The sequence below is a fragment of the Anaerococcus murdochii genome (assembly GCF_019957155.1).
Lineage (GTDB): Bacteria > Bacillota > Clostridia > Tissierellales > Peptoniphilaceae > Anaerococcus > Anaerococcus murdochii.
Genome location: NZ_JAIPME010000002.1, coordinates 592,259 through 619,192, shown reverse-complemented (window position 1 = coordinate 619,192; position 26,934 = coordinate 592,259). Strand labels below are relative to the sequence as shown.

Annotated in this window: 30 protein-coding genes; 21 read left to right on the top strand and 9 right to left on the bottom strand. The window is 35.6% G+C overall.

The features are described from left to right. The first annotated feature begins 1 nt into the window (after window position 1). From K8P03_RS03295 to fsa, 8 genes are all read left to right on the top strand, one after another. Window positions 2-1,255, top strand: a complete 1,254-nt coding sequence (locus tag K8P03_RS03295) for an FprA family A-type flavoprotein (protein WP_223418267.1) — start codon at window positions 2-4, stop codon at window positions 1,253-1,255. Window positions 1,256-1,681: 426 nt separating this feature from the next. Next, complete coding sequence (locus K8P03_RS03290) at window positions 1,682-2,683, top strand: LacI family DNA-binding transcriptional regulator (protein WP_209772657.1); 1,002 nt, start codon at window positions 1,682-1,684, stop codon at window positions 2,681-2,683. Further along, window positions 2,670-3,554: a ribokinase gene (locus tag K8P03_RS03285; protein ID WP_209772655.1), complete on the top strand. Its 885-nt coding sequence runs from the start codon at window positions 2,670-2,672 to the stop codon at window positions 3,552-3,554. Before K8P03_RS03290 ends, K8P03_RS03285 begins: the two co-directional genes overlap by 14 nt. A 5-nt stretch (window positions 3,555-3,559) precedes the next feature. After that, window positions 3,560-3,952 carry a D-ribose pyranase gene (gene rbsD / locus K8P03_RS03280; RefSeq protein ID WP_209772652.1) on the top strand — a complete coding sequence of 131 codons (393 nt, stop codon included), beginning with the start codon at window positions 3,560-3,562 and terminating at the stop codon, window positions 3,950-3,952. A gap of 8 nt (window positions 3,953-3,960) precedes the next feature. Then, window positions 3,961-5,442 carry a sugar ABC transporter ATP-binding protein gene (locus K8P03_RS03275; protein ID WP_223418265.1) on the top strand — a complete coding sequence of 494 codons (1,482 nt, stop codon included), beginning with the start codon at window positions 3,961-3,963 and terminating at the stop codon, window positions 5,440-5,442. Then, complete coding sequence (locus tag K8P03_RS03270; RefSeq protein ID WP_209772646.1) at window positions 5,439-6,383, top strand: ABC transporter permease; 945 nt, start codon at window positions 5,439-5,441, stop codon at window positions 6,381-6,383. The genes K8P03_RS03275 and K8P03_RS03270 overlap by 4 nt, the downstream gene beginning before the upstream one ends. Window positions 6,384-6,392: 9 nt before the next feature. Next, window positions 6,393-7,331: a D-ribose ABC transporter substrate-binding protein gene (locus K8P03_RS03265; RefSeq protein WP_223418263.1), complete on the top strand. Its 939-nt coding sequence runs from the start codon at window positions 6,393-6,395 to the stop codon at window positions 7,329-7,331. 154 nt (window positions 7,332-7,485) lie between these two features. Continuing rightward, the gene (gene fsa, locus K8P03_RS03260) at window positions 7,486-8,139 is read left to right on the top strand and encodes a fructose-6-phosphate aldolase (RefSeq protein WP_223418262.1); all 654 of its coding nucleotides are present in this window, start codon (window positions 7,486-7,488) and stop codon (window positions 8,137-8,139) included. A gap of 165 nt (window positions 8,140-8,304) precedes the next feature. Here fsa and K8P03_RS03255 read toward each other — a convergent pair whose 3' ends face one another. The 4 genes from K8P03_RS03255 to K8P03_RS03240 all read right to left on the bottom strand — a co-directional run bounded on the left by K8P03_RS03255 (window position 8,305) and on the right by K8P03_RS03240 (window position 11,120). Continuing rightward, a complete protein-coding gene (locus K8P03_RS03255; RefSeq protein WP_223418261.1) occupies window positions 8,305-8,907 on the bottom strand; it encodes a PepSY domain-containing protein in 603 nt (200 codons plus the stop codon). Window positions 8,908-9,059: 152 nt separating this feature from the next. Then, on the bottom strand, window positions 9,060-9,629 hold the full coding sequence (locus tag K8P03_RS03250; protein WP_223418260.1) for a PepSY domain-containing protein: 570 nt from the start codon (window positions 9,627-9,629) through the stop codon (window positions 9,060-9,062). Between the two features lie 126 nt (window positions 9,630-9,755). Beyond that, on the bottom strand, window positions 9,756-10,370 hold the full coding sequence (locus K8P03_RS03245) for a PepSY domain-containing protein (RefSeq protein WP_223418259.1): 615 nt from the start codon (window positions 10,368-10,370) through the stop codon (window positions 9,756-9,758). 159 nt (window positions 10,371-10,529) lie between these two features. After that, window positions 10,530-11,120 carry a PepSY domain-containing protein gene (locus K8P03_RS03240; RefSeq protein WP_223418258.1) on the bottom strand — a complete coding sequence of 197 codons (591 nt, stop codon included), beginning with the start codon at window positions 11,118-11,120 and terminating at the stop codon, window positions 10,530-10,532. A gap of 233 nt (window positions 11,121-11,353) precedes the next feature. Here K8P03_RS03240 and K8P03_RS03235 point away from each other — a divergent pair, with 233 nt between their 5' ends. The 7 genes from K8P03_RS03235 (at window position 11,354) to K8P03_RS03205 (ending at window position 16,410) form a co-directional block, all read left to right on the top strand. Continuing rightward, complete coding sequence (locus tag K8P03_RS03235) at window positions 11,354-12,034, top strand: response regulator transcription factor (protein ID WP_223418256.1); 681 nt, start codon at window positions 11,354-11,356, stop codon at window positions 12,032-12,034. Beyond that, window positions 12,015-13,124 carry a sensor histidine kinase gene (locus K8P03_RS03230; RefSeq protein ID WP_223418254.1) on the top strand — a complete coding sequence of 370 codons (1,110 nt, stop codon included), beginning with the start codon at window positions 12,015-12,017 and terminating at the stop codon, window positions 13,122-13,124. Before K8P03_RS03235 ends, K8P03_RS03230 begins: the two co-directional genes overlap by 20 nt. A 51-nt stretch (window positions 13,125-13,175) precedes the next feature. Then, window positions 13,176-13,313 carry a CD1871A family CXXC motif-containing protein gene (locus tag K8P03_RS03225; protein WP_223418252.1) on the top strand — a complete coding sequence of 46 codons (138 nt, stop codon included), beginning with the start codon at window positions 13,176-13,178 and terminating at the stop codon, window positions 13,311-13,313. Further along, window positions 13,306-14,169: a 4Fe-4S binding protein gene (locus K8P03_RS03220; protein WP_223418250.1), complete on the top strand. Its 864-nt coding sequence runs from the start codon at window positions 13,306-13,308 to the stop codon at window positions 14,167-14,169. Before K8P03_RS03225 ends, K8P03_RS03220 begins: the two co-directional genes overlap by 8 nt. Continuing rightward, window positions 14,159-14,815: a TlpA family protein disulfide reductase gene (locus K8P03_RS03215; RefSeq protein ID WP_223418249.1), complete on the top strand. Its 657-nt coding sequence runs from the start codon at window positions 14,159-14,161 to the stop codon at window positions 14,813-14,815. Before K8P03_RS03220 ends, K8P03_RS03215 begins: the two co-directional genes overlap by 11 nt. Window positions 14,816-14,924: 109 nt before the next feature. Continuing rightward, entirely contained in the window at window positions 14,925-16,238 is a 1,314-nt protein-coding gene (locus K8P03_RS03210; RefSeq protein WP_223418248.1) for a C39 family peptidase, read from the top strand. Window positions 16,239-16,248: 10 nt separating this feature from the next. Continuing rightward, complete coding sequence (locus tag K8P03_RS03205; protein WP_209772623.1) at window positions 16,249-16,410, top strand: hypothetical protein; 162 nt, start codon at window positions 16,249-16,251, stop codon at window positions 16,408-16,410. Window positions 16,411-16,436: 26 nt separating this feature from the next. On the opposite strand, the gene K8P03_RS03200 is transcribed toward K8P03_RS03205, so the two are convergent. Next, window positions 16,437-17,294, bottom strand: coding sequence for a hypothetical protein (locus tag K8P03_RS03200; protein WP_223418247.1), 858 nt, complete (start codon window positions 17,292-17,294; stop codon window positions 16,437-16,439). 57 nt (window positions 17,295-17,351) lie between these two features. Here K8P03_RS03200 and K8P03_RS03195 point away from each other — a divergent pair, with 57 nt between their 5' ends. Both K8P03_RS03195 and K8P03_RS03190 read left to right on the top strand, forming a co-directional pair. Beyond that, window positions 17,352-17,972: a hypothetical protein gene (locus tag K8P03_RS03195; RefSeq protein ID WP_223418246.1), complete on the top strand. Its 621-nt coding sequence runs from the start codon at window positions 17,352-17,354 to the stop codon at window positions 17,970-17,972. Continuing rightward, window positions 17,969-18,865 (top strand): CPBP family intramembrane glutamic endopeptidase, encoded by an 897-nt coding sequence (locus K8P03_RS03190; protein WP_223418244.1) that lies wholly within the window; start codon window positions 17,969-17,971, stop codon window positions 18,863-18,865. The genes K8P03_RS03195 and K8P03_RS03190 overlap by 4 nt, the downstream gene beginning before the upstream one ends. A gap of 94 nt (window positions 18,866-18,959) precedes the next feature. On the opposite strand, the gene K8P03_RS03185 is transcribed toward K8P03_RS03190, so the two are convergent. Further along, window positions 18,960-19,466 (bottom strand): IS3 family transposase, encoded by a 507-nt coding sequence (locus tag K8P03_RS03185; protein ID WP_317847412.1) that lies wholly within the window; start codon window positions 19,464-19,466, stop codon window positions 18,960-18,962. A 28-nt stretch (window positions 19,467-19,494) separates the two neighbouring features. Here K8P03_RS03185 and K8P03_RS03180 point away from each other — a divergent pair, with 28 nt between their 5' ends. After that, window positions 19,495-20,514 (top strand): ATP-binding cassette domain-containing protein, encoded by a 1,020-nt coding sequence (locus K8P03_RS03180; protein WP_223418243.1) that lies wholly within the window; start codon window positions 19,495-19,497, stop codon window positions 20,512-20,514. Window positions 20,515-20,927: 413 nt separating this feature from the next. Here K8P03_RS03180 and K8P03_RS03175 read toward each other — a convergent pair whose 3' ends face one another. Next, window positions 20,928-22,199 carry a glucose-6-phosphate isomerase gene (locus tag K8P03_RS03175; RefSeq protein ID WP_223418242.1) on the bottom strand — a complete coding sequence of 424 codons (1,272 nt, stop codon included), beginning with the start codon at window positions 22,197-22,199 and terminating at the stop codon, window positions 20,928-20,930. A 353-nt stretch (window positions 22,200-22,552) separates the two neighbouring features. On the opposite strand from K8P03_RS03175, the gene rbr reads away from it, so the two are divergent. Continuing rightward, entirely contained in the window at window positions 22,553-23,146 is a 594-nt protein-coding gene (gene rbr, locus K8P03_RS03170; protein WP_223418241.1) for a rubrerythrin, read from the top strand. 438 nt (window positions 23,147-23,584) lie between these two features. After that, window positions 23,585-24,307, top strand: coding sequence for a glucosamine-6-phosphate deaminase (gene nagB / locus K8P03_RS03165; protein WP_223418240.1), 723 nt, complete (start codon window positions 23,585-23,587; stop codon window positions 24,305-24,307). 423 nt (window positions 24,308-24,730) lie between these two features. On the opposite strand, the gene K8P03_RS03160 is transcribed toward nagB, so the two are convergent. Together K8P03_RS03160 and K8P03_RS03155 are read right to left on the bottom strand one after the other, a co-directional pair. Further along, window positions 24,731-25,195, bottom strand: coding sequence for a hypothetical protein (locus tag K8P03_RS03160; RefSeq protein ID WP_223418238.1), 465 nt, complete (start codon window positions 25,193-25,195; stop codon window positions 24,731-24,733). 1 nt (window position 25,196) lies between these two features. Next, a complete protein-coding gene (locus K8P03_RS03155) occupies window positions 25,197-25,745 on the bottom strand; it encodes an LURP-one-related/scramblase family protein (RefSeq protein WP_396020899.1) in 549 nt (182 codons plus the stop codon). A 44-nt stretch (window positions 25,746-25,789) separates the two neighbouring features. On the opposite strand from K8P03_RS03155, the gene K8P03_RS03150 reads away from it, so the two are divergent. Further along, window positions 25,790-26,815: a M42 family metallopeptidase gene (locus tag K8P03_RS03150; protein WP_223418236.1), complete on the top strand. Its 1,026-nt coding sequence runs from the start codon at window positions 25,790-25,792 to the stop codon at window positions 26,813-26,815. Window positions 26,816-26,934: the final 119 nt, after the last annotated feature.

Here is a 26,934-nt window from a genome sequence, read left to right as displayed (position 1 = left end):
AATGTATACAGTTAGAAAAGTAACAGACGATTTATATTATGTAGGTGGAGATGACAGAAGATTAGCCTTATTTGAAAATATATTTCCAATACCTGAAGGTGTATCATACAACTCCTACCTATTAATGGACGAAAAAACAGTTTTAATCGATGCGGTTGACTGGGCAATAACAAGAGAATACATGGTAAACGTAGCAAGAGTATTAAACGGCAGAGACCTAGACTACTTAATCGTTCACCACATGGAACCAGACCACTGCTCATCAATAGAATTGATGCTACAAAGATATCCAAACTTAAAGATAATTTCTTCTGAAAAAGGAGTTATGTTCATGAGACAATTTGGTTATCACGTAGACGATAGATACATCGAAGTAAAAGAAGGCGACACAGTAAGCTTTGGTAAACACGAATTCACATTCGTAGAAGCACCAATGGTACACTGGCCAGAAGTATTAATGTCTTATGACTCATATGACAAAGTACTATTCTCAGCAGACGCATTCGGATCATTTATCGCAAACAACGGTAGATTATTCGCAGACGAAGTAAACTGGGATAGAGATTACCTAGATGAAGGACGTAGATACTACACAAACATCGTAGGAAAATACGGTACATTCGTACAAAAAGCCCTAGCAAAAGCAGGTGGCCTAGACCTTAAATACATCTGCCCACTACACGGACTTGTATGGAGAGACAACTTCGGATACATCATCGACAAATACGTTCACTGGGCAACCTATGAACCAGAAGAAGAAGGTGTCCTAATCGTATATGCATCAATGTACGGCAACACAGAATTTGCAGCCCAAGCATTAGCAAGCAAACTTTGCGAAAAAGGCATGACCAACATCTCACTAAGAGACGTATCAAGCACACACGTATCAACTCTAATCGCAGAAAGCTTCAAATACTCAAACATCGTACTAGCATCTGTAACCTACAACCTAGGAATCTATCCAGTAATGCTAAACTACCTAGAAGATATGAAGGCTCTAAACCTACAAAACAGAGCGATCTCAATCATTGGTAACGGAACATGGGCTCCACAAGCAGCAGAAAAAATGGAAAAATTCATAGACGAAGAAATGAGACTAATGGACGTACTTCCAGAAGGTCTAGACATGGTATCTTCACTAAAGAAAGCAAAAGAACCAGACATGGACGCAATGGTAGACGGTATCTTAGAATCAATGAAGAAGAGAAGAGAAGAAAAAGAAAAAACAGCTTCTCAAAACAAAGGCAAAAAATAAATAAAAAACTAAAGGCGAGGAAAACTCAAGCGAGCACCCTCGCCTTTTTTATTGGAAAAAATTGTAAATCTTTAGATTTAATATGTAGGTGGTTTAAGATTTAAAGCTTATAGCTAGATTTATGATAAATATTAGAAATAAAGGTCTATAAAAAATTTCTCTATAATAAGTCGTGTTAGTAGAAGTAAAAAATGCTTTTTATAGCACGATTTTTTTAATAAAAATATGCCATACTTAATTATTTTTACTGTAATTTAACTAATCATAATAAAAAAAGAATTATAGATGCGTAAAAATCATCTTGTGAGAAAATTGATAAATAAGAACGATGGAAATTTAAAAAATAAAAAAATTTAAAATTGATACTTGACAAGTGAGTGATTTGTAATATACTAAATATAGGTAAAACGTTTTAATGAGGTTAAAATGGCGAATATAAAAGATGTGGCTAAGAAAGCGGGAGTATCTATTACTACTGTTTCGATGGTTTTAAACAAAACAAACAATAAAATATCCGACGCTACTAGACAAAAAGTAATCAAAGCTGCTCACGAATTAAATTATAATCCTAACAATTATGCAAAGGCTTTGGCGAGCAAGAAGGGTAACTCCATTATGGTGGTTATTCCTGATATCGTAAACCCCTTTTATTCTTCAATAATAAAGCAGCTTACATATTTTGCTAGAGAAAAAGACTATTTTTTATATATTTACAATACAAATAATAAGCTTTTGCAAAGTAAAGATTTTGTAAATATATTGAAAAATAATTATTTTATGGCTTCCTTTGTGGTTGATAGAAATATTGTCGGCTTAACAGAAAATGATATAAAAAAGAATAATATTATTTTTCTAGATGAATATGATTTTACAGATAGGAAGAACAATATTGTTACCGGTAATAATGAAAAAGGTGGTTATTTAGCTGTTGAATATCTTATAAAAAGAGGCTACAAGAATATAGGGATGCTCCTAGGTCCTAGATCTACTGCCAACTCATCACGTAGGTTATCCGGAGGGATCAAAGCTTCTATGGATTATGGAATTTACATTGATTCTTCAAATATGATTCACGGAGATTATTCCTATGAAGAAGGCTACAAATCTGGAAGATTTTTTATTGATAAGAATATTGATGCTATTTTTTCCTTTTCAGATATGTCTTCTTATGGACTGATTAATTATTTTAAGGAAAATAATATTACTATTGGGAAAGAGATAAGCATAATTTCTTATGATAATTTATTTTTTGATGACATTATCACACCGGGTTTGACATCTATTGATCAAAATCTTAAACTTTTAGCCAAGGAAGCTATTGATATGGCTGATAATTTAATAAATGATGGAAAACCTGCAGAAAAAGTTGTTATAGATCCGAGGATTGTTGAAAGAGAAAGTGTAGGTATAAAATATGAAAATTCTTAATTTTGGTTCTATTAATATTGACATATTTTTTAGGGTCGAACATATTGTAAGACCAGGGGAAACAATAAGTTCAGAATCAATAGAAAAACGCGCTGGAGGCAAGGGATTAAACCAATCAGTTGCTCTGGCTAAGGTATCAGATAGCGTCTACCACGCAGGAAGTATAGGCACTGATGGAAACTTCCTTATCGAAGAGATGGAAAATTTTGGAGTGGATACAAGCCTACTTAAAAAAAGCGATAAACTTACTGGCAATGCAATTATCCAAGTTGATGATAAGGGTGAAAATTCTATCGTTCTTTATAAAGGGGCAAATTTTGATAATAGCGAGTCTTATGTTGATGAGGTTTTATCACATTTTGAAAAAGACGATATTCTAGTATTACAAAATGAGATTAACTGTATGCCATATATAGTAAATAAGGCTTATGAAAATGGGCTAAAAATTGTTCTAAATCCATCACCTATAACAGATGAGATCGAAAAAATTGACCTTGATAAGATAGATCTTCTTTTAGTAAATGAGACAGAAGCAAAGGCACTGGCGAAAGTTTCTGATGCTAAAAAAGCAGTTAATTATTTTAGAGATAATTTTCCATCTCTAAAAGTAGTTGAGACTTTTGGTAAAAACGGGTCTATGTATTTTGATAAGGATAATTTAATAAATCAAGATTCATTTAAGGTAGATGCTGTAGATACCACAGGTGCAGGAGATACATTTACAGGTTATTTCGTAACTTATTTTTATAAGGGAGAAAGAATTGAAAAATGTTTAGAAGTTGCGACAAAGGCGTCAGCGCTCTCAGTAACAAAAAAGGGAGCTAGTATTTCCATACCAAGTCATGAAGCAGTATTAAAATTTAAGGGGTAAAAAACATGAAGAGAAATGGAATTTTAAATAGTGAAATATCAAAAAGGCTATCAGATTTGGGTCATACAGATTTAATAGCTATTGGAGATTGTGGTCTACCGATAGATCCTAGTAAAAAAATAGACTTGGCTTTGAAGTTAGGAGAACCAAAATTTATTGACGTTTTAGAAGTTTTGCTAGAAGACTTTGGCTGTGAAGCCTATATACTAGCAGAAGAAATCAAAGAAAACAACCCAAGCCAAGAAAAAGCTATCAAAGAATTATTAGGTGATATTAGTGCAGACTATATTAGCCATGAAGACTTTAAGAAAAAACTTGATGATGTGAAATTTGTAATAAGAACAGGTGAGAATACACCATATTCTAATATTATCCTCAAAGCAAAGAATATTTTTTAGGAGCTATCATGATTGTAGAAATGAAGGATATCTATAAATCATTTGGTAAAAACCATGTCTTGCAGGGAGTAGATTTTAAATTAGGAGAAAATGAAATCCACGCCTTGGTAGGAGAAAATGGGGCAGGTAAATCTACCCTCATGAATATTTTATCAGGTGTTTTAGAAAAAGATAAAGGGAAAATTTTAATAGACGGTAAAGAAGTTGATATCAAAGACACCAACGTAGCCAAAGATTTAGGTATAAGTTTTATCCACCAAGAGCTTAGTGACTGGCCAGAGCTTACTGTGATGGAAAATATATTTATGAATAACGAAATCAAAAAGGGTTCTTTTTTGGATATCAAGACTATGAGAGAAAAGACAAAAGAGCTTTTGAAAAGATTTGACTTAGATGTAGATCCAGATACTAAGGTCTCAAATTTATCAGTTGGTCAAAGACAAATGATGGAGATAGCTAAGGCGAACCTAAATAAAGTAAATATTTTGGTATTAGATGAACCAACCAGCGCTCTTACAAACAATGAAATAGATAAATTGTTTTTGCTTATGAAAAGACTGAGAGATGAGGGAGTATCAATGATTTATATCTCTCACAGAATGGAAGAAATATTTGCTCTTACCCAAAAAATTACAGTAATGAGGGATGGTAAATCAGTTGCAATACTAGATACCAACGATACCAATGAAGCTGAAGTTGTTTCCCACATGGTAGGTAGGGACATAGGAGATTTTTATCCGGAAATGGATGCAGAAATCACCGATGTAAAAATTGAACTTAAAAATTTCTCAAGACCTCCTTATTTTAACGATATTAATATCTGTGCTAAAAAAGGCGAGGTGCTTGGTATATCTGGTCTTATGGGAGCAGGTAGGACTGAGATAATGAGAGCACTTTTTGGTCTAGATCCAAAAGATTCTGGAGAAGTTTTTATTGATGGCAAAAAAGTTGAAATCAATAAACCGATAGATGCGATAAAAAACAAGATTGGCTTTGTAACAGAAAATAGACAGGAAGAAGGTCTAGTTCTAGATGAATCAATTAAAGAAAATATCTCCCTTCTCAATTTTAATAAATTTACACCAGGAATGTTTATAGATAAGGCCAAGGAAAACCTTCTATCAAATAAATTGGTAGGCGATTTTAAAGTAAAGACAACATCAAGTGAAGCGAAAGTTCAGGATTTATCCGGTGGTAACCAACAAAAAGTAGTATTTGCTAAATGGTATGCCATAGATCCTGAAATATTGATATTGGATGAACCAACAAAGGGTGTAGATGTTGGTGCAAAAAGAGAAATATATGACCTAATAAATAACCTTACCCATCAAGGTGTAGCAGTCATATTAATATCAAGTGACTTGCCAGAATTGCTATCATTATCAGACAGGATATATGTAATTCATGAAGGAGAAGTTCAAGGAGAACTATTAAGAGAAGAAGCAAATCAAGAAAAAATAATGACTCTAGCTACAGGAGGAAAACTATGAGCGAATTTAAAGCTAAATTAAAAAATAATCAAAATCTAGGCAATCTAATTGCCCTAGTAATTCTAATAGTTTTTGTAAGTTTGATGAATGGAGCATTCTTGCAACCAACAAACTTACTAAACTTAATGCGACAATTAATAATAAATGGATTTATTGCGCTAGGTATGACTTTTGTAATTCTAACAGGAGGAATTGACCTATCAGTAGGATCTACTCTAGCCATTACATCAGCTGTATTTGCAGGATTATTACAAAATGGAATAGGAACTCTACCAGCTATTTTAATAGCTCTTGTAATAGGATTCGGTCTTGGGTTAATAAATGGTATTTTAATAACCAAGGGAAAACTTGCACCTTTTATAGTAACCCTTGCAACTATGACAATATTTAGAGGATTAACTTTAGTATATACAGAAGGTCGCCCAATCCCTGGACCAAAAGAAGATTTTCTCTTTAAATTTTTAGGCAAGGGGACTGTATTTGGTATTCCATTTCCAGTTATACTTTTTGCTATAGTTTTTATAATATTATGGATTATCCTAAACAAAACACCATTTGGCAGAAAAATATATGCCGTAGGCGGCAATGAAAAAGCAAGTTTTATATCAGGTATTAATATTGATAAAGTAAAAACATGGGTTTATATAATTTCAGCTTTAATGGCAGTTTTATCAGGTTTGGTACTCACATCTAGACTAAATTCAGCTCAGCCAACAGCAGGTACAGCCTACGAGATGGATGCCATTGCTGCAGTAGTACTTGGAGGAACAAGTATGTCAGGCGGTAGTGGATCATTAACAGGTACTTTAATAGGTATTTTAATACTCGGCGTTTTAAATAACGGACTAAACTTACTCGGAGTTTCAAGCTTCTATCAACAAATAGTCAAGGGTATCGTCATTTTAGTAGCAGTATTAATAGACAGAAAGAGAAATAAATAGGAGGAACAAATGAAAAAAATTATCAAACGTTTATCATTCTTGCTTCTAGCAGTATTTGTACTAGCAGCTTGTTCTATAGAAGGGGAAGATAAAGCAAAAACAGAAGAAAAATCAACAGAAACAAGTGTAGAAACAAAAGAAGGTGGATATAAAATAGGAGTATCTTTATCAACCTTAAACAACCCATTCTTTGTATCAATCAGAGAAGGTATAGAAGAAAAAGCAAAAGAAGAAGGTGCAGAAGTTGTAATTTCAGATGCACAAAATGATTCTTCTGTTCAATCAAACCAAATAGAAGACTTAATCACACAAAAAGTAGACCTAATAATCATAAATCCAGTAGACTCTACAGCAATATCTTCATCAGTACAAAAAGCAAATGAAGCAAATATCCCTGTAATCTGTGTAGACAGAGGAACTGAAGATGGTGAAATAGTAAGCCTTGTTGCAAGTAACAACGTAGAAGGTGGCAAGATGGCAGGCGAATTTATCCTAGAAAAAGTAGGAGAAAATGCTGAAGTAATCCAACTAGAAGGTATACCTGGAGCAAGCTCTACACGTGAAAGAGGTCAAGGATTTGAAGAAGCAACAAAGGATAAAATAAACCTTGTAGCAAGCCAAACAGCAAACTTTGACAGAGCTGAAGGATTAACAGTAATGGAAAACTTACTCCAAGCACAACCAGATGTAAAAGCAGTATTCTGCCAAAACGACGAAATGGCCTTAGGAGCAAGCGAAGCAATAAAAGCTAGCGGTAAAGATATAGTAATAGTAGGATTTGACGGAAACGATGATGCCGTAGAAGCTGTAAAAAATGGCGACCTTGCTGCAACTGTAGCTCAACAACCTAAAAAAATGGGTAAACTAGCTATGGAAAACGCAATAAACCACCTAAAAGGTGAAACAATAGAAGAACATATCGATTCCCCACTAGAATTAGTTAAATAAAAAAATAAGCTTGAAGCTCTGAGGGAATACAAACGATAGATTTATAATAAAGAAACAAACACCCTGCCAAAAGCTTTAATTACCAAAATGTAAAAAAGATTTGAGCAGGGTAATGTTTTATAATAAAACATAGGAAAAATCAAAAGGAGTAACAATGAAATTTTTCTTAGATACAGCAAACGTAGACCAAATAAAAAGAATCAACGACCTAGGCCTTTGTGATGGGGTTACAACTAATCCTTCACTTATCAACAAAGAAGGCAGGGATTTTAAAGAAGTTGTTACAGAGATAGCTTCATTTGTAGATGGGCCAATCTCAGCTGAAGTAACAAGCTATGACTATGAAACTATGGTCAAAGAAGCTCGTGAAATAGCCAAGTGGGCAGACAATATAGTTGTAAAAATTCCAATGACAGAAGACGGACTAAAAGCAGTAAACACCCTATCAAAGGTAGGAATCAAAACAAACTGCACACTAATCTTCTCAGTAGCTCAAGGACTTATGGCAGCAAAGGCAGGAGCGACCTATATTTCACCATTTATCGGCAGAATCGATGATATGGGAGAAGATGGAATCAGGCTAATTTATGACCTAAAGACAGTATTAGATAACTATGGCCTAGAAAGTGAAATCATAGCTGCCTCAATAAGGACCAACAAGCACCTAGAAGAAGCAGCCATAGCTGGGGCTCATATAGCAACTATTCCGGGCACTCTTTTCGAAAAACTTTGGACCCATCCACTTACAACTCAAGGTATAGAAAGTTTCAAAAAAGACTGGGATAGTTTCATAGAAAAAACAAAGTAGGAATGAAATTTAAGTTTTTTATAGAAAATTGTGTTAGAATGTTACAAATAAGAAAACAATAGTAAATTTCAATTATTTCTTATTATAAAATTTTTTATGGATTTTAAATTAGATATTTAAAAAGCTAGCTTTTAGATTATTTGAGTAATCTTTAGCTAGCTTTTCTTACATTACTTTTTTATTTATAGCATTGACTGTGATTTCTTTGCCGTCTTCTAGTTCGATTTCGTATTTTTCGCCTTCGCCGTCGTTATAGAGTTTCCATTCTTTTACGGTGCCGCCTCCGTTTGATTCTAGGGCTATTCTCATTGCTTCTTCTGGTGGGATGGATTTGCCTAAGTCTACTGGATTTTCCTTGTCGGCTCCTTTTTCTATTTCGGCTTCTGTGGTTTCTGCTGAGTTGGCATTTACCTTTAGCTTATACTCTTTTCCATCTTTTTCACCTTCAAAATTGTAATAAGCCTCTCCATTATCTTCTACTTCGTAGGTCACTTCTGTTAGGTTGTAAGGTGCGCCAACCACATGGCTTTCAAACTTGTAGCTTGCTGCCTTTAATGTTACCTTGTTGTCTGGAAGAACTATGTCAGCTGTTTTTTCGTCTGCTTTTTCTTCTGGTTTTTCTTCTTTGCCTTCGTCTTTTGCGTCTTCAGCAGGTTTTTCTGCTTGTTCTTCTTGTTTTGTTTCTTCCTTGTTTTCTGCTTTATCTTGATTGCAGCCAGCAAAAACAAAGGTTCCTGCTAATAGTAAGGCTAATAATTTTTTGTTCATCTATATACTCCCTTTTAATCGATTTATCTCTTAAATTATACCAAAAGGGCTTAATTTTACAAATTTTAGAGTTTAATGCCAAAACCTATCAAAAAAAGTGAATTTTTGGAAAATAAAGACAAAAAATAGACCCAAGGGCCTATTTTCTAAAATTATTTGATTATTTCGCCTGTCGCTGCGTCAATTTTTATATCTCTACCTTCTGCTATGTTTATGTCGTAGATAGCCTTTCCGTTTTCAATTTTTAATTCGTATCCTCTGACCCAAGCGCCCTTGGCCTGGCTTTCTAGTGCCTTTTCCATTGCATCTACGCCTGAAATTATATTTTTAAAGTCTAGGGCGAGTGTCTTGTTATTGGGAGATTTTTCGATCTTTTCTTCTAGGATTTTGGCGTTGTCATCGATTTTTAGCTTGTATATTTTCCCATTTTTAAATCCCTCAATATTTAGGATGAAGAGTTCATTGGTAAATTCCATTTTGATTTTATCTATATTTATTGAATCCATGTTTGCCTCACCAAAATTGTGGTTGTGGAAGATTTTCAAGGCGTCGTCTAAGCTTTTTGCAAAATCTGGGACGGATTCTTTTTTTATTTTAGAAATTTTCGTATCTTTATTTTCGACTTGTCTTATCCCTGTTTCAGTATTTTCCTTATTTGTATTATTACATCCCGTTAGCAGGGAAACAATGGCTAAGAAAGCTATTAACACTTTTTTAATCATCTATATCTCCATTATAATCTCTTTCTTATTGAAATTATACTAAATAGCTTTGCCTTATCAATTTCTGTTGGTTTGCTTTGACTTTAGCGAAAAAATAGACCCATTCGGGCCTATTAATTTTAGAATTTAGTCTCTTTTGATTATGTCGCCTGTTGTGGCATCAATTTTTACGTCTTTGCCATTATCTAGCTCTATGTCGTAGACTACCTTGCCGTCTTCAATTTTCAATTCATATTCTTTGACTTTAACATCTTCAGCTTGGCCTTCTAGGGATTTTTCCCAGGCTTCCTCACCAGAAATTATCTTAGTAAAATCTATCGCAAGTTTTTTCTTGCCATCATCATCTTCGATTTTTTCTTCTAAAATTTTGCCATTGTTGTTTATCTTAAGCTGGTATTCTTTGCCATCTTTAAAACCTTCAATGCTATAGATTATATCCTTATCTAAGATTTCCACCTTAATTTTATCGATATTTATAGCATCATTAGATCCGTCACCAAAATTGTGATCGTGGAAGATTTTTAAGGCTTCATCTGCATTTGTGGCAAATTCTGGCACTTTTTCTTTTTCTTCTTCATTTGGCTTTTTGTCATTATCTTTTACTTCTTTTACGCCAGTCTTTGTTTCGTCTACTTGACTTTCTTCTTGCTTTGTTTCTTCAGCTGGCTTTGGTGTTTTATTTCCACAAGCTCCTAAAAGAAGGCTTGCTAAAAGAATTAGGCTTAAATTTTTGATTTTCATATTTTACTCCTCTTATATAATATTAGATTAAAAAAGGAATTCCTGTTTTCCTATATATATATTATATCAGAGATCAAGAAATTTTAATGTTTCTTACAAAAGTTTTAAGAATTGTAAGTTAACAACAAAAATAGACCCGATTGGGCCTATTTTCTGAAATTATTTAATTATTTCGCCACTTGCAGCGTCGATTTTTACATCGCTTGCATTTTCTAGGTCTATGTCGTAGATGGCTTTGCCATTTTCTACTTCAAGTTCATATCCTTCAACATAAACGCCATCAGCTTGGTCTTCTAGGGCTTTTTCCATGGCTTCTTTGCCTGTGATTAGGCTTGCTCTGTCGATAGCCATGATTGTATTATCGTCTTCCGCTTCCTTATTTTCGCTTATAACTTCAAGTGTATTTGCATCAAGAACTAGTTCATATTCTTGGCCGTCTTTAAAGCCGTTGATTTCATAGCAATATTTGCCATCTTCTTCGTCAAATCCAGCACCTGTTAGTTCGATTGCATCATCTCCAAAGTGAGTATAGAATGCGTCAATTGCTTCTTCTAGGGTTTTTTCTGTAGCTGGGATTGGGTCTTTGGCTGAAGTTTGAGCTTTGTTTGAAACTTCTTTTACAGCATCTTTATTTTCAGCTACTTGGCTTTCTTCTGTTTTTGTTTCCTCAGCTGGTTTAGCAGCTTGGTTGCCGCATGCACCTAAAACTAGGGCTGTTGCTAATACTAGGGCTAAATTTTTATTTTTCATAAATATTACTCTCCATTTATTTTCTTCATTATGTTCAAGATTAGAAAATCCTTACCTATGATATATATTATACTGGATATTATAAAATGTAAAGTAAAAATTAAAAATATTTAAGATTTCTTATAAAAAATTTAAGATTTGCAAATTCAATATGAAGCAAGAAATCTTAACCATAATTTAACAGTATTGTGATATAATCAAAGTGAAATAAACTACTTTCAAGGAAGGTAAATATGAAGGTATTAATAGTAGAAGATGAATTAGATTTATTAGACTCCATAGCAGAAGGGTTGACCCTTTTGGGCTATGTGACTGATAAGGCAAGTAACGGTGACGATGCAATTGATATGGCTTATGTTGAATCCTATGATCTCATAATTTTGGATGTAAATTTGCCGGGAAAGGACGGTTTTGAGGTCCTTAGAGCTATTAGGGAGGACAACAAAGAAGTAGCTATTATTATGCTAACTGCCAGGTCCGACATAGAAGATAGGGTCAAGGGCCTTGATCTTGGGGCGAGTGACTACATGGTAAAGCCCTTTGCCCTTAGGGAACTTGATGCCAGAATGCGTTCACATTTGAGAGGCAAAAAAATCCACCAGGCCACAGTTATAGATATTTCCGGCCTCTCCTTTGATACAATCAAAAGGCAAGCGTCTTTTAACGGAGAAGTTATTCCCCTTACAGTCAAGGAAACTGGGATTTTGGAATACTTGTTTTTAAATTCTGAGCGTTTTATTTCGGCAGAAGAGCTTATCGAACACGTTTGGGATTCAAATGCGGATGGTTTTTCAAATACGGTGAGGGTGCATATGTCTTCGCTTAGGAAAAAGCTAAGGGCTGCCTGCGGCAAAAACCTAATCGAAAATGTAATTGGTAAAGGATATAGGATTCATGAAACAGAAAGTCTATGATTCTGTAGTTTTCAAACTAATTTCGGCTGTTGTGGTGCTTTTTATAATCATGCTCCTTGTTAGCATGTACCTTATTAACCGCAAGCAGGCCATGGTAATTGACGGTGTTATAGAGGAAATGAACGCAAATATGGGTAATATGGACAGGTCAATGGTCCTTTTTGTAGATACAACTAAGGTCCAATCGGCAAGCGACTTTACAATCTACCTAATTTTTGTGATGTCGACTGTGATTATCCTGGGATCTCTTTCCTTTGCCTTTATAATAAAGAAAATTCTTGCACCCCTCAAAAAGCTCCAGAAAAAGCTAACCGAGGTTGACATAGATAAGCCGGAAAGTTTTGAAAATTTGGTGATTTTGGATAATACTTCAAGTGAAATTGTCGAGCTTTCAGAGGCTTTCAACAAGATGCTTAAAAAAATCTACGCTGATTACAAGAGGCAGAAGGATTTTTCTTCAAATGTGGCCCACGAATTAAGGACACCAATAGCTGTCATGCAAAGCCAGATTGACCTTTATAGGCAAAAGACAAATGACGAAGACGCTCTCAAAATGCTCAGAGTCCTTGATAGCAATGTAGGCAAGTTAAATGGTCTTGTCGATGCGATTTTATCTTTGAGGAAAAAATCCAATCTCAAACTCGACGAGGTAAACCTAGATATATTGATAGATGAAATAATTCTTGACCTGGAAGATAAGGCAGATCTTAAAAATGTCGAACTTATTACGGAAAAAACTGATATAAATCTTATCACAGACGATGGCCTCCTCCAGAGATTGGTCTTTAATATAGTTGAAAATGCTATTAAATATAACAAGCCAGGTGGCAAGGTAGAAATTTCTGCTGTGGAAGATTCTAAATTTGTAAAAATAAAAGTTGCAGACACCGGTCTTGGAATTTCTGATTCTGATAAGGAAAGAATTTTTGATCTTTTCTACCAAATCGACTCTTCTAGGGGGCAAGAAGGCTATGGAATAGGTCTTTCCTTGTCAAAAACAATAGCCGATATGCTTAGGGCAAAGATTGAAATTTCAGACAACGAGCCAGTTGGTTCAATTTTCACTATAATTATTCCCAAGTCTTTATGAGAATTTAACACAGGCTTTGATAGAATATAAAATATGAAAAAGGTGGTTAAGATGAAAGAAAGAAAAATTACAATTGGACTTCTTGCCCTAAGCCTTGCCTTCATTGGCTTTGGGGTCTATAGAAAAGAAGTGGATACGGTTTTTATGAAGGCAATCAATCTGTGTTTGGAGTGTATAGGAATTGGATAAGGTAAAAAATTACAAAAAACTCATTGTCCAAGCCTTATCCACCCTGGCTCACAACTTCCACTTGGATAATTTCTTAAAAGGCAAAATCTACCAGGGACCTGGCAAAAAAGCCTGCCTACCTGGATTAAATTGCTATTCCTGTCCGGGAGCGGCTGGTTCTTGCCCGATTGGAAGTCTCCAAGCTGTCATAGGGTCAAAAAAATATAAGTTTTCCTATTATGTAATCGGCCTTATAATGTTTTTTGGGGTCATCTTTGGTAGACTCATCTGTGGATTTTTATGTCCCTTTGGGTTTTTCCAGGACTTACTCCATAAAATCCCAACAAAGAAATTTTCAACCAAAAAGTTAAAGGCCCTAAGGAGTATAAAATACATAATTTTAACTGGCCTCCTTGTTGGAGTGGGCTTTGCCTTAAAAGGCCAGTACGAAGTTGTGCCTCCATTCTTTTGCAAGTACATTTGCCCTCAGGGCATTATGGAAGCAGCCCTACCTCTTGCGGCGAGAAATCTTTCACTAAGAGCGGCTCTTGGTCCTCTCTTCAGGTTTAAATTTGTAATTTTGGTTATAACAATCATCCTTTCCATTGGATTTTTCAGACCATTTTGCAAGTGGATTTGCCCGCTAGGTGCATTTTATTCGCTCTTTAATAAATTTTCCCTCTATCAATTAAAATTGAGCGAAGACAAGTGCATCAACTGCGGCAAGTGTGCAAGGGTATGTAAGATGGATGTTGATATTAGAAAAAATACCGCACATTTAGAATGTATTAGGTGCGGAGATTGTGTGGAGGCTTGTCCAACCAAGGCCATCACCAGTGAATTCATAAGAAAAAAAGGAGAAAAAAATGAAAAATAAAAGCAAAATTATCTTAGCATTAATGCTAGCAGGCTCTTTAGTGGCATGTGGAAAAAAAGAAGAAGCTAAACCAGAAGAAGTAAAACAAGAAGCTATCAGCAAGAAAGACCTTCCAGAAGGCGCTAAAATTACAAATGATACAACAACCCCAATTGAAGAACCTCAAGTAGAAGGCGAAAAACCAACAACTTTAGGAACTTTTGAAGCAAAAGACCAAGATGGCAAGAAATTTACTAACGAAGATTTCAAAAACTATGACGCAACAGTTATAAACCTATGGTTTACAGGTTGTTCTGCTTGCATCCAAGAGATGCCAGAGCTCAACAAGGTTGCAGATGATCTTAAGAAGGACGAAAAGGTAAACTTCCTTACCCTTTGCACAGATGCTGAGTATGACCAGTCAACCATGGATGCCTTCAAGAGAATAATTGATGAAAACAAACCAACCTACCAAGCTCTAGGCGTTAAAAACGAAGGCGAAATCAAAAAATACCTAGACCACGTATTTGCTTATCCAACAACAATCGTAGTTGACAAAAACGGCAACATCGTCGGCGAAGATGTGGTAGGAGCAATCACAAGTGAAGACCAAATAGCCAAATTAAAGGCAAATATTGAAAAAGCAAAAGAGTCTTCAAATAAATAAGAAAATACTTTCCCTATAAATATTCTGTTGATCCCGACTTTGTCGGGATTTTCTTTTGCCAAAAATAGCCAATCTTTGATATAATTAAAAGAAAAGCCTAGGAGCTTAGATGAAAAAGAATTTATTCATATTAAGTCTGGTAGTTTCTGCTGTCTTAGGTATCAATTCTGCCCTTGCTGCAGAAGAGGTAGTTTACTACGACACAACAAGTCTCGACATTATTTTTGAAAAATATCCAGACCTTAATCATAAAAATAAAAATGCAAAAAAACTTGAAGATAAAAAACCGATTAAAAATGAAAGTGAAAGCCCAAATGGAGTTATTTTAACTGACTCCTATCATTACAAGGAAGATGGGAGTCTGGCCAAGGGATTAATAGATACAGGCGAGGCCCGCAGGTATTTTGACAAAGAAACCGGCCAGATGGTCAAAAATAAAAAGATTGAAAATGAAAATGTCTTTGTAGATGCCGATGGGGAAGCCCACTACATCGGATGGGACTATTACAAAGGCAAGCTAGGATATTACGATCCAGAAAAGGGCTATGCTAAGGGACTTAAGACCATTGACAACATTACTTACGGCTTTGATGAAGATGGGTCAATTTTCAGGAAACAAAATAGGGTTTTTGATGGAATGAACTTCTATTTTAATAATTACGGTGAAGCGACTAAGACTGACGGACCATATCCTAAAGGCTGGCTTGGCGACAAGTATTATTTTGAAGATGGCAAGCCTGCTGAAGGCCTTGTCACAATAGATGGTAAGAAATACGCTTTTCACGAAAGGAGTCTCAACTTACTCCGCAATGTCAACAAGGTTTTTGACCACAAAATGTATTGGATAAATGAAAAGGGCGAAGCGATTTATAAGTACAAAGTCAACCACGCCTACCTATCAAGGGGGACAGGTGGGAAATTTAAGCCTGGATTTTCTCAAAATCTCATGAGAAAAACCCCGTATTTTAGCCAAACCGACAAGCGTTGGGCAGATAAGCCCTATTCGTTAGGAACTATGGCAAATCTGGGTTGTGGACCAACAGTCATGGCCATGGTCTTAAACCGTAAGTTAAATACAAATGACATCTATCCAACAAACACCATGGCTGTTGCCAGAGACTACTCATCTCGGGATGGGACTGACTGGCAATATTTTATAGAAGGCGTTGAGGCTTACGACCTAAAATCTTACGACATTCCAATCCACAAAGAAGCCTTCATCCAGGCCCTTAAGGACAATCCTATAGTTATTAGAGTAGGTCCTGGAACTTTTATAAATGCTGGCCACTACATGGTCGTGGATTCCTATAAAAATGGGTCTTTTCTGATAAATGACCCTATGAATATGAAAAAAACTACCCAAGAAAATATCCCATGGTCAAGGCTAAGAAGTGAAGTGACCGTAGCTTGGGAAATTAAATAAGGAGGAGAAAATGAGATACCTAAAAATTTTTATTATTACTTTGATAGTTACAATTATTATGGAATTTTTGTCAAAATTCCTAGTGAAAAAATACGGAATGGATAAAACCCTATCTATTATTAAAACTATAGCTGTTGTTGCTATAGCAATGTTTCTTAAGGAAATAATTTAAAAAACGCAGGCTAAGAGTCTGCGTTTCTAGTTGATTCCTAAAAGCAAATAGGAAAGATATTTGTTTTTGATTTTGAAAATGCCTTGGCCGATTATATAAGAAGCGAGTATTGCAATTATTGAAATGGCTAACATTTCTATATCAAGGCTCGCTTTGATAATTACAAAAAGGGCCGGGTAGATATAGATTAGGGCAAAAATCAAGTGGTCAATAAGGTCAAAGGCCGACTCGCGACTTACAGTTTTAAGGGCCAGGTAGGATAAAGGGAAGATACTTAGCAAAAATCCATAGTCGATTTTTATATATTTTTCCTTGATATATATTTCACCTGCCACCAAGATTAGGCTAAGGACTAGGAGGACAGGGTTTAAGCTTGCTGCAGATCTCACCCTAATTGCCATTACATAGAAGGAAAAATAGAGGAAAAAATCCTCAAAAGATTCTAGGAAGGCAATCTTTTTGCTAAAGGAAAGGCATAAGAAAATTACAAGCGAAATCCCACCTAAGATTGATGTTGCAAGGCTTCCCAAGAGTCTATTAAAGAAAAGTTCAATGGCAAAAAAGACTCCGACCATGACCAATAATTTATAAAGCGTGGTTATTATTTGGACCATATCGCTAGGAATTTTCTGCGAAGACCCGCCCCTTATAACAAGAGCCATGACTAGGCTGTGAAATATGAGGGGAACAAAGATTAGGCCGACCTTTTTTGTTTCCATATAGGAAATTTTAAAGGCTAGGTAGGCTATGATGTAGGATGTGAGTGTCCTTTCTATTAAATTTTCATTAATTGATAGACCTTGTCCTATAAAAGCCTTAAAGATTAGGCAGATTAGGGCCAAGAGTGCAAGGCCGTTGGCAAAATTATTTTTTACATACTTCATATATTTATCATATCATAAAATTAGAGAAATGGTATAATAATTTAAAAGGATATAATTATGGCTAGACAAAAAAGAAGTGAAGAAAAAGAATATAAAAATCCAAAAACCCGTGAGAGGAAAAGGCGTGCTAGGGAAAAAAGGCGCAAGAGAAAGACCTTTGGTCCTTATATTTTAATCTTTATCCTCCTTGTTGCCGCGGTATTTTTTGGGGCAAGAAGCCTATCTCACAGTGTAAATAGGACTGTGGATAGGATTGAAAAAGCGATTAAAACCGATGATACAGCCTTCATGGAAGAAAACATGGATAGGCTGGATGTGATTTTTGACGTCCTTAAAAAGTCATATTCGGATGATCTTGAAAAACAGGACGAATTTGTCAGAAATAATTTCAAAAACCTTGATATTAAGGTCTTAAACAAGCTTGATATAGATGGTGGCGTGGAAGTCACCCTAAAGATTTCAAATGTAAATTATGTCGCTTGTTTTGACAAGGTCGCCCATCTCGAAGCGGAAAACCAACACGAGGCCTATATGAAGGAGCTTTCCAAGGACGATGCCGAAGTTAAGAGTATGGATGCGAAAATTTTCCTAAAGAAAAAGCTCTTTGGCTATGAAATTTTTGAGTCAAGAGACTTTATCAACGCCATAATCGGCGGTGCCTTGGATTTAGTCAAATGATAAGAAATAAGTCGATAAAAGAGACAGCGAAGACCACCCGAGACCTAAATCCGGTCATTATTACCGTCATCCTTTCACTTCTGGTAATAATTCCCCAATATGGACTCGGGCAAATAATGGGCCTTGGCCGAAAAATCGAGGCCTTGGATGATTTTTTCACTTTTCTTTATCAAAAGGACCTATTTTTCCTTTTGATAATTTATTCCACAGCCCTAACCCTAATTTTAGCCTACATCTTTGCAAAGAAAATCCTAAAGAGATCAAATCTTTCTTTGGGCCTTGTTGATGATAAAAAAATTTCAAATTATGGCAAGGGGATTTTGCTAGGCTTTGGACTTTTAACTTTAATTGTCCTAATCCTAAAGCTGACAGGCCTTGCAGAAATCAGCAAAAATCCATCGGGCTTTGACACAAAACTCTTTTTGCTCTTCATCCCAGCTTGGCTAATCCAAGGATTTGAGGAGGAATTTTTACTAAGAGCAATTTTAATGAACCAAATGGCAGTAAAGGGCAAAATCAGCCTGGCGATGGTAGCCAACTCCCTAATTTTTGCCATCTTCCACTTAGGAAATGCAGGCTTTAGTCCAATGGCCTTTGCAAATATATTTTTACTAGGCCTAATATTTTCGCAAATATTTTACCTAAGTGATTCAATCTATATAGTAGGAGCTGCCCATTCCTTCTGGAATATGACTATGGCCAACATCTACGGCATCACAGTTTCCGGCAACAAGTCACTAGGAGTCACTTACTTTACCACAAAGTTATATGGCCCCGACCTAATCTCAGGAGGTGGCTTTGGAGTAGAGGGCAGTATAGTAACCACAATAGTTCTCGCCATTTTAATTGTGATTTTAATCAGAAAAATAAAACAAAGAGATCTCGCAAAATAAGGTGACCCCACAAAGTTGGACCTAATACCAGAGTTAGAACTAAACTAGCTCTGGTATTTCTTTTTACTTTCCTACCCCTAGGGGTAGGAAATTTTTATGCTGCATTTTTCTTTCTATATTCTACTGGTGATAAGTATCCTAATTTTTCTTTTATCCTTTCTTCGTTGTAATATTTTATGAAATCTTCTATTGTTTGTTTTAAGTGCTCGTATGAGTAGAATTTTCTTCCGTAATATACTTCTTGTTTTAATATTCCAAAGAAGTTTTCCATTGGTGAGTTGTCTAGGCAGTTGCCTTTTCTTGACATAGATTGGGTGATACCGTTAGCTTCTAGTTTTGATGTGTATTGTTTCACCTGGTATGCCCAGCCTTGGTCTGAGTGGAATATCCTTTTTTCTTTACTTTTATTAGTTACCTTTATTGCTTTATCTAAGGCTTTCAGGATTGGTTCTATTGTTGGTTGTTTTGATATTTCATAGCTTAGTATTTCACTGTTGTACATATCTAGGTATGGGTTTAGATAGAGTTTCTTTATTTGGTATGTTCCTGTTTTATCTTTTTCTAAATACTTAAATTCTGTTGTGTCTGTTGTTATTTGAATGTATGGTTTTTCTACTTTGAAATTTCTTTTGATTTCATTTTTAATTATTGCGCCAATAGCAGCTGTGGTTTCATATAAGAGCGAGGAGAAGATTTCAGATTATTCCTCAAACCATTTGGACGATATGAAAAATATGAAGGGTTATCTCTTAGATTCCAACAACCTAAGCAAGGAAGAGATGTTTTTAGAAGATAAACAGCTTCCACCAATTAAAGACTCTTTTAAAGGATTTTTTACTAATCTCATTAAAAAAGTCCGTTATGAAAGCGTGAGTTATAATATTTTCGTTTATGGAACCCTAAATATGGCCATCACCCTTACAACAATTATTTCGATTATCCTTATTATAAAATGCAAGATGACCCCAGGTTCTTATGCGGCTGTTTCAATCTACATTAGCTCCCTTTGGGATCCTATGCTTGATACTTTTAACACCAGGAGAGAATACGTATCTGGCAAGCCTGCCATGGATTCTTATTATGAATTTATAAATATGACCCCTGTGACCTTTGATAAGTCAAAAATAAAATCCTTGGAAATAAGAGATTACACTAGCTTAGGAAGCAGAGGAGAAAAGCTTCACCAAGCCTTTAGCCAAACTATTGAAAAAGGCAAAATTAACCTCATAGTAGGGGATAACGGGATAGGGAAAACTACCCTCATTGAAGCAATTATGAATCTTACAACAAGGTATGACGGAGAGATTTCAATCAACGGCAAGGTCCTTGATAAAAATTCGGGTCTTTTATTTGATGATTTGGTTTATGTTCCAGCCAACCCAACCATAAGCGAATACGGTGCCCTGAAAGATAAGATAAAGGGATCTTCAGGCCAGAGGAAACTCTCCCAATTAAAACACGCCATAAAAACCGACAAGTCCTTATATATATTTGATGAGCCAACAAACTTCTTAGATATGGAAGTTAAGGCCAAGGTCTTGGACCAAATTTGTGACCTTAATAGGAAGGGAAAACTAGTCATAGTTATAAGCCATGATGAGATATTTATGAAGAATTCTAATTTTAAAGTGATTAGGATTAATAAATAAGAAAATAGCCTAGCTGTGGATATTTGTTTATAAAATAATTACTTTTACTAAGATTGTCCCAAGCTCATAGCGCCATCCCGACAGAAAGAGCGAAGCGACTGACGAGGGATCGTATGGCTTAGGGACAAAAAGATTCGAAGAGTTTTCCCAGGCCAACTATAAACTAGGTCTGATCGTAAATTCAAGAGACCTTTATAAAAGCTGTTGAAAAGAAGATAAATTAAAAAGACCTCACTTGAGGTCTTTTTGTATTGATGAAAATTTCTATCTAGCGACTCACAAAAATAGATGCTCCTTTTCGTCGCATAAATTTTTGTTCCCTGCATAAGGTTTCTCATCAATCTATCTTCACACTTCGTGTTCGATATATTGTGAGAACCGCAAAAAAATCGCTTACGATTTTTTTGCTACCATTAATATCCAGGTTTTCCTAGTAGTTTAAACATTGCTGTCTTGTAGGCTTCTACTCCTGGTTGGTTGAATGGGTTTACCCCTAGCATGTAGCCTGATACTCCTACTGCTATTTCAAAGAAATAGAAGAGTTCTGCTAGTTTTCTTTCGTTGATTTTTTCTAGTTTTATTCTGATGTTTGGAACTCCGCCTCCTACGTGGGCCATTGTTGTGCCTTCCATAGCTTGTTTGTTGACGTAGGACATATTTTTGCCTGCTAGGAAGTTTAGACCGTCAAGGTTTTCGGCGTCTTCTTTGATGGTGATGTCTCTGTTTGGATTTTCAACTTCGATTACTGTTTCAAAGATATTTCTCTTTCCATCTTGGATCATTTGGCCCATAGAGTGAAGGTCTGTTGTGTTTGACACGCTTGCTGGGAAGATTCCCTTGCCGTCCTTGCCTTCGCTTTCTCCGTAAAGTTGCTTCCACCATTCTGCCACATAGGCGAGTTTTGGTTCGTAGTTTAGTAAGATTTCAATATCTTTTCCATTTTCATGTAGCATATTTCTTACTGCGGCATATTTGATGGCGTCATTTTCCATAGATTTATTTGTATATTTTTCTCTACCATCAGCAAAACCTGCCATAAATTCGTCTATATCAACGCCTGCTACTGCAAGTGGTAAAAGACCTACTGCAGATATTACAGAAAATCTGCCGCCGATGTCATCTGGCACTACAAAGCTTTCAAAACCTTCTGTATCAGCAAGTTGCTTCAAAGCTCCCTTGGCCTTATCTGTTGTGGCAAAAATCCTTCCTTTTGCTTCTTCTTTACCATATTTTTCTTCTATGGCTTCTCTAAGGATCCTAAAAGCGATGGCAGGCTCTGTTGTTGTACCTGATTTTGAGATTACATTTAGGGAATAATCCTTATCTTTTAGGTAGTCTAAGAGGTCTGCAAGGTATTCTCCAGAAATTTGGTTGCCTGCATAGATGATTTCTGTTTTTCTTTTTGAATTGAAATAAGAATCACAAGCCACATCTACAGCCTTGATACCAAGGTAAGATCCACCTATACCAATTGAAACAAGGACGTCAGAATTTTCACGAATCCTTGCTGCAGCTTTCTTAATTCTTTCAAACTCGTCTTTGTCGTAGTCAACTGGCCTATCAATCCAGCCTAGAAAGTCGTTTCCTTCGCCGTCTTTGTTCATAAGAGTGTCAAAAGCGGCAAGGGCCCTTTCTTCGTATTTTCCTATATTATCTAAATTAACATTGCTAAAATCTAATTTCATATAGCCTCCTTTTGTTACTCCTAATTATACCTCAATTTGCCACGATAGAGAAAAACCATTCAAGTTGATATTTTAAAATAATCAATAATTTTGGATATTATACAAATTGATAATTATTATCACTTCTCTAGACTAATAGGCAAACACTCAAAATCCATAAAATATTTAGAAGAATTAGGTTTTAAGAAACAGCTAAAATCAAATATTTAAAACGGTTGCAAAGATATAATGATAATGATTATACATATCAAGTTTAGATTCATTAAAAGATTAGAATCATTCTTGACAAAACGAATAATTAACAATATAGTATGAATATCAGGAAATGAAATAATATTATAAAGGAGATTATTATGGCAGAACTAAAGGGAACAAAAACAGCACAAAACTTAATCACATCTTTTGTTGGTGAATCACAAGCAAACATGAGATATACATATGCTGCAAAAACTGCAGAAAAAGAAGGTTATAGACAAATCGCTGAAATTTTCAGAGAAACAGCTAGAAACGAAAGAGAGCACGCAGCAAGATTCTATAAATTCCTAAGAGAAGAATTCAAACTTGAAACAATCGAACTTACAGAAGGTTATACAGCTTGGCCAGTAATTTGGCATGACACATTAACAAACCTTCAAGGCGCTATCGATGGTGAAAACGAAGAATGTGAAGATATGTATCCAGCATTTGCAGACGTAGCAGAAGAAGAAGGCTTTGACGAAATCGCTAGAGCATTCAGAAACATCGCTAAGGCTGAAGGTGCACATAGAGATAGGTATCAAAAACTACACGATAACGTAGAAAACGGCACAGTATTCGAAAAAGAAGAATCAGTAATCTGGAAATGTGGAAACTGTGGTTTCTTATATGAAGGCAAAAAAGCTCCAAAGATCTGCCCAGCATGCCACCACCCACAAGAATGGTTCGAAGTAGCAGCATTTAACTATTAATATAAATTTCGCAAGCGAAATTTATATGATTTTCACAATATAACCGAGTGCTTAGCACGAAGGTTAGATTGATGAAAAATTTATGTAATTTTCACGTAAGAACGCGACGAAAATAATGCTAGCAAAAAACATCGGTCAAGCCGTAAGGCAATAAATGACCGATGTTTTTTGTGTTATTCATCATTTTCTAGAAAGCTTTAGCTTTCGTAGAAAATGATAGAATAAGCTTATGTGATATTAAGCTTAAATTGCGACGAAGAGGAGCGATTTGAACTTGATATCACTGAGCATTGATTCTAAAAAGATTACGTACCTTAACCCCAGCCTTAGCTGGGGATTTTAAAACCTGGCTATAAGCTGGGTTTTTTATTTTGCTTAAAAAGGTAAAATTAAAATATATGGGTAATAATATAAGAGCAAAATTAATAGGAGATATAAATGAAAGTAATAGTATGCAAAGATTATGAAGATATGAGCAAAAAAGCCAGTGAGTTTGTAATAAATTACATGATGGAAAAACCACAAATAAAGTTTGGTTTTGCAACAGGTTCAAGCCCAATAGGTCTATATAAAAACCTTATTGCTGCTCAAAAAGATGGGGAAATTTCTTTTAAATATGCAAAAAGTGTGAATTTGGATGAATACGTAGGCATAGATCCATCAAACGACCAATCTTATTCATATTTCATGCACAAAAACCTCTTTGATCACGTAGCTATCAAGAAGGAAAACATCCACCTACCATCTGCACCAGAAGCAGACGAAAAATACGCCGAAAAATACAGAAAAGAACTAGAAGAATTTGGCCAAAGAGACATCCAAATCTTGGGTCTTGGAGTAAACGGCCACATAGCTTTCAATGAACCAGCAGAAAAGCTTAATAAATACGCATCTATCGTTGAACTAGACCAATCAACCATAGAAGCCAACTCAAGATTTTTCGAAAATGAAGAAGACGTGCCAAAATACGCCCTATCAATGGGACTTGCAGAAATTTTCGACGCAAAAACAATAATAGTCCTAGCCAACGGCAAAAATAAACATGAGGCAGTAAAAAGACTTTTAAACGATGAAAAAATCACAACCGACCTCCCTTGTGGACTTTTAAATTTACACCCAAATGTGTATTTGTTTGTAGATGAAGAAGCTTACAATGGCTAGGTGATAAATTTTAAATATTTTACACTAAAAAGACGAGTGGTTAGGCTCGTCTTTTTTTGGTTGTTCCATGCTTTTATTACGAATATAATATTACTATCAATATACTAATCGTTCTAATTTTTCATCTAAAGATAAAACCACTTACTTATAAATAAAATAGTATAATAATAATGTTATCATCGGCCCACAGGGTGGGAGGAGGTGAGATCATGCAATTTATTATGACTATCATTGCCACTGTCACAGCAAATGTAGTTGGTTACTACATTTGCAAATGGCTAGACAGAATTTTGGATGATGATAATTAGCCTTTAAAAAAGACGAGCGGGTAGGCTCGTCTTTTTTGGTTAAGACCATGCTTTTATTACGACTATCATGGTTACTATTAATATACCCACTAAGTCTATTTTTTCAACATTCCCCCTAATTTATCACATTCACCTTCTGGTTTTTAAGCATCTTTACAAGTTCTTTTTCCTTAGCGAAGGCGAAGCTCATGTTGTCTTGGCTGTTGGCAGTTTTTAGGTAGACCATTAAGAGGAGATTCTTGTTGGCCCTTGATAGGGTTACTGACCTTATTTCATCTAGGGGCACTTTTTTGTTTATGAAGGGGTTTAGCTTGTTGGTAAATACATATCCATCGCTAAAGCCCCTGGCTATGGTCCCTGTGTAGTTCCAAAATATCATGGCAAGGGATATGGAGATAGAGTTTATTAGATAAGGTCTAAATACCCAATGGTAAATGATAAACATAACCACCATCATACCTAGAACTGCCAGGTCTGTTGTAGTGAATTTTACTTTTTCTTTGATTTGCCCGAACAAGTACATGTTATAAAGTCCAGCCAAGGCAAATATGGCAGATAGGATGAAAATTAATTGTGGCATCTTATTGTCCTCCTCCTGAGGCAGTCGCAGCTGCGGCGCCTTCCTCGTCGTCTTGGATTTTATTTAGGCAAATTACGAGGGCTATCATGGCTAGGGTGTAGTCCTCGTCATAAACTGTAAGGGCGTATTGGTCGGTAAGTGAAAGAAATTTCCTGTTAACCTCACCAATCTTTTGCCCATCAAGACTTATTAGAAAATTATAGTCCCAAATGGATCCCTTAAGATTTATTGTCCCAAAATCGGTGTCCACATCAATAGACTTTCTAAGCAGGGTAAATCTCTGATTTATAACCATTTCTGACCCGTCTTCAAAGTTTACAAAAAACTTTGGCAAAAGAGATAGGATTTTCTTTTCGATTCTAAAAAGCCTTTGTCTATCAGGTCCATAGACCGCTGCCCTGTAGCCCATAAAGGTGAAATCTTGGTCGAGATAAAAACAATCTCTTCCATCTTCGTCCTTTATCCAATACTTATCTGTGATTTTAAAGAATTTTTCCTTAAAAATATATCTTTTCATTTTATCTTCCTTTATTAATTTTCTACTTACCATATAATATGATTATTGATATTATACTATAAGAGGAGGAGAAAAAAATGGAAATCTCTACAATTACTAAATATATAGAAAATCTTGTAAATACCCCATCACCAACAGGTTTTACTAAGCTTGCTGAAAAATATTTGATGGATGAATTTAGAAAATTAGGCTATGCACCATACCAAAATAACAAGGGCAATGTTATTGTCCCAATTAACGAAATGGAGGGCGATAATGGTCTATTACTATCTGCCCACATTGATACCTTGGGTCTTATGGTAAGGTCAATTAAGGCCAACGGAGCCCTCAGGGTTACCACACTCGGTGGTTTCCCACTAAATTTTGTAGAATTTGAAAATGTCAAAATCCACACCAGAGATGGCAAAGAATATACAGGTGTGGTTAGGCTAAATAACCCGGCTGTTCACGGATCATCTGACCCAAGAGAAGCCAAACGTGATGATACAACCATGGAAGTCGTAATCGACGCTATAACCCATTCAAAAGAAGAAACCGAAAAGCTTGGCATAGGAAACGGCGATTTTATTTCCCTTGACCCAAGATTTAGGATAGACAACGGCTTTGTCAAAAGTCGCCACCTTGATGATAAGGCATCCGCAGGAGTCCTTCTTGCACTAGCCAAGGAGATCAAGGATAAAAATATAAAGATAAATCGTCCACTTTATATGATGTTTACAATCTACGAAGAAGTAGGCCATGGGGCTGCATCCGGCCATCCAGCAGGCATAAGAGATATGGTAGCAGTAGACATGGGAGTAGTTCACGATGATCTTACTTGCGATGAACTAAAATTATCAATCTGCGCCAAAGACTCATCTGGCCCATACAACTACGACTTAACAAACGACCTAGTTGCCATAGCCAAGGACCTTAACCTAGACTACGGACTCGATATCTACCCATTCTACGGATCAGACGCCTCAGCCGCAGTATCAAGCGACTACGACTACAGACACGCCCTAGTAGGATGTGGAGTTGCTGCAAGTCATGGCTATGAGAGGACTCACGAAAAGGCAATCAAATCACTTTTTGATTTGTTGGTAAACCTTGTGGGTAAATAACTTCTAGAATATTATTTTGATATAAAACCAAGTTTTTTGTATTTAAGATTTTTAAAATCTTAGGTAAAAAGCTTGGTTTTTTTATTTGGAATAAGCTATCATTTTATTTTTAATATAAA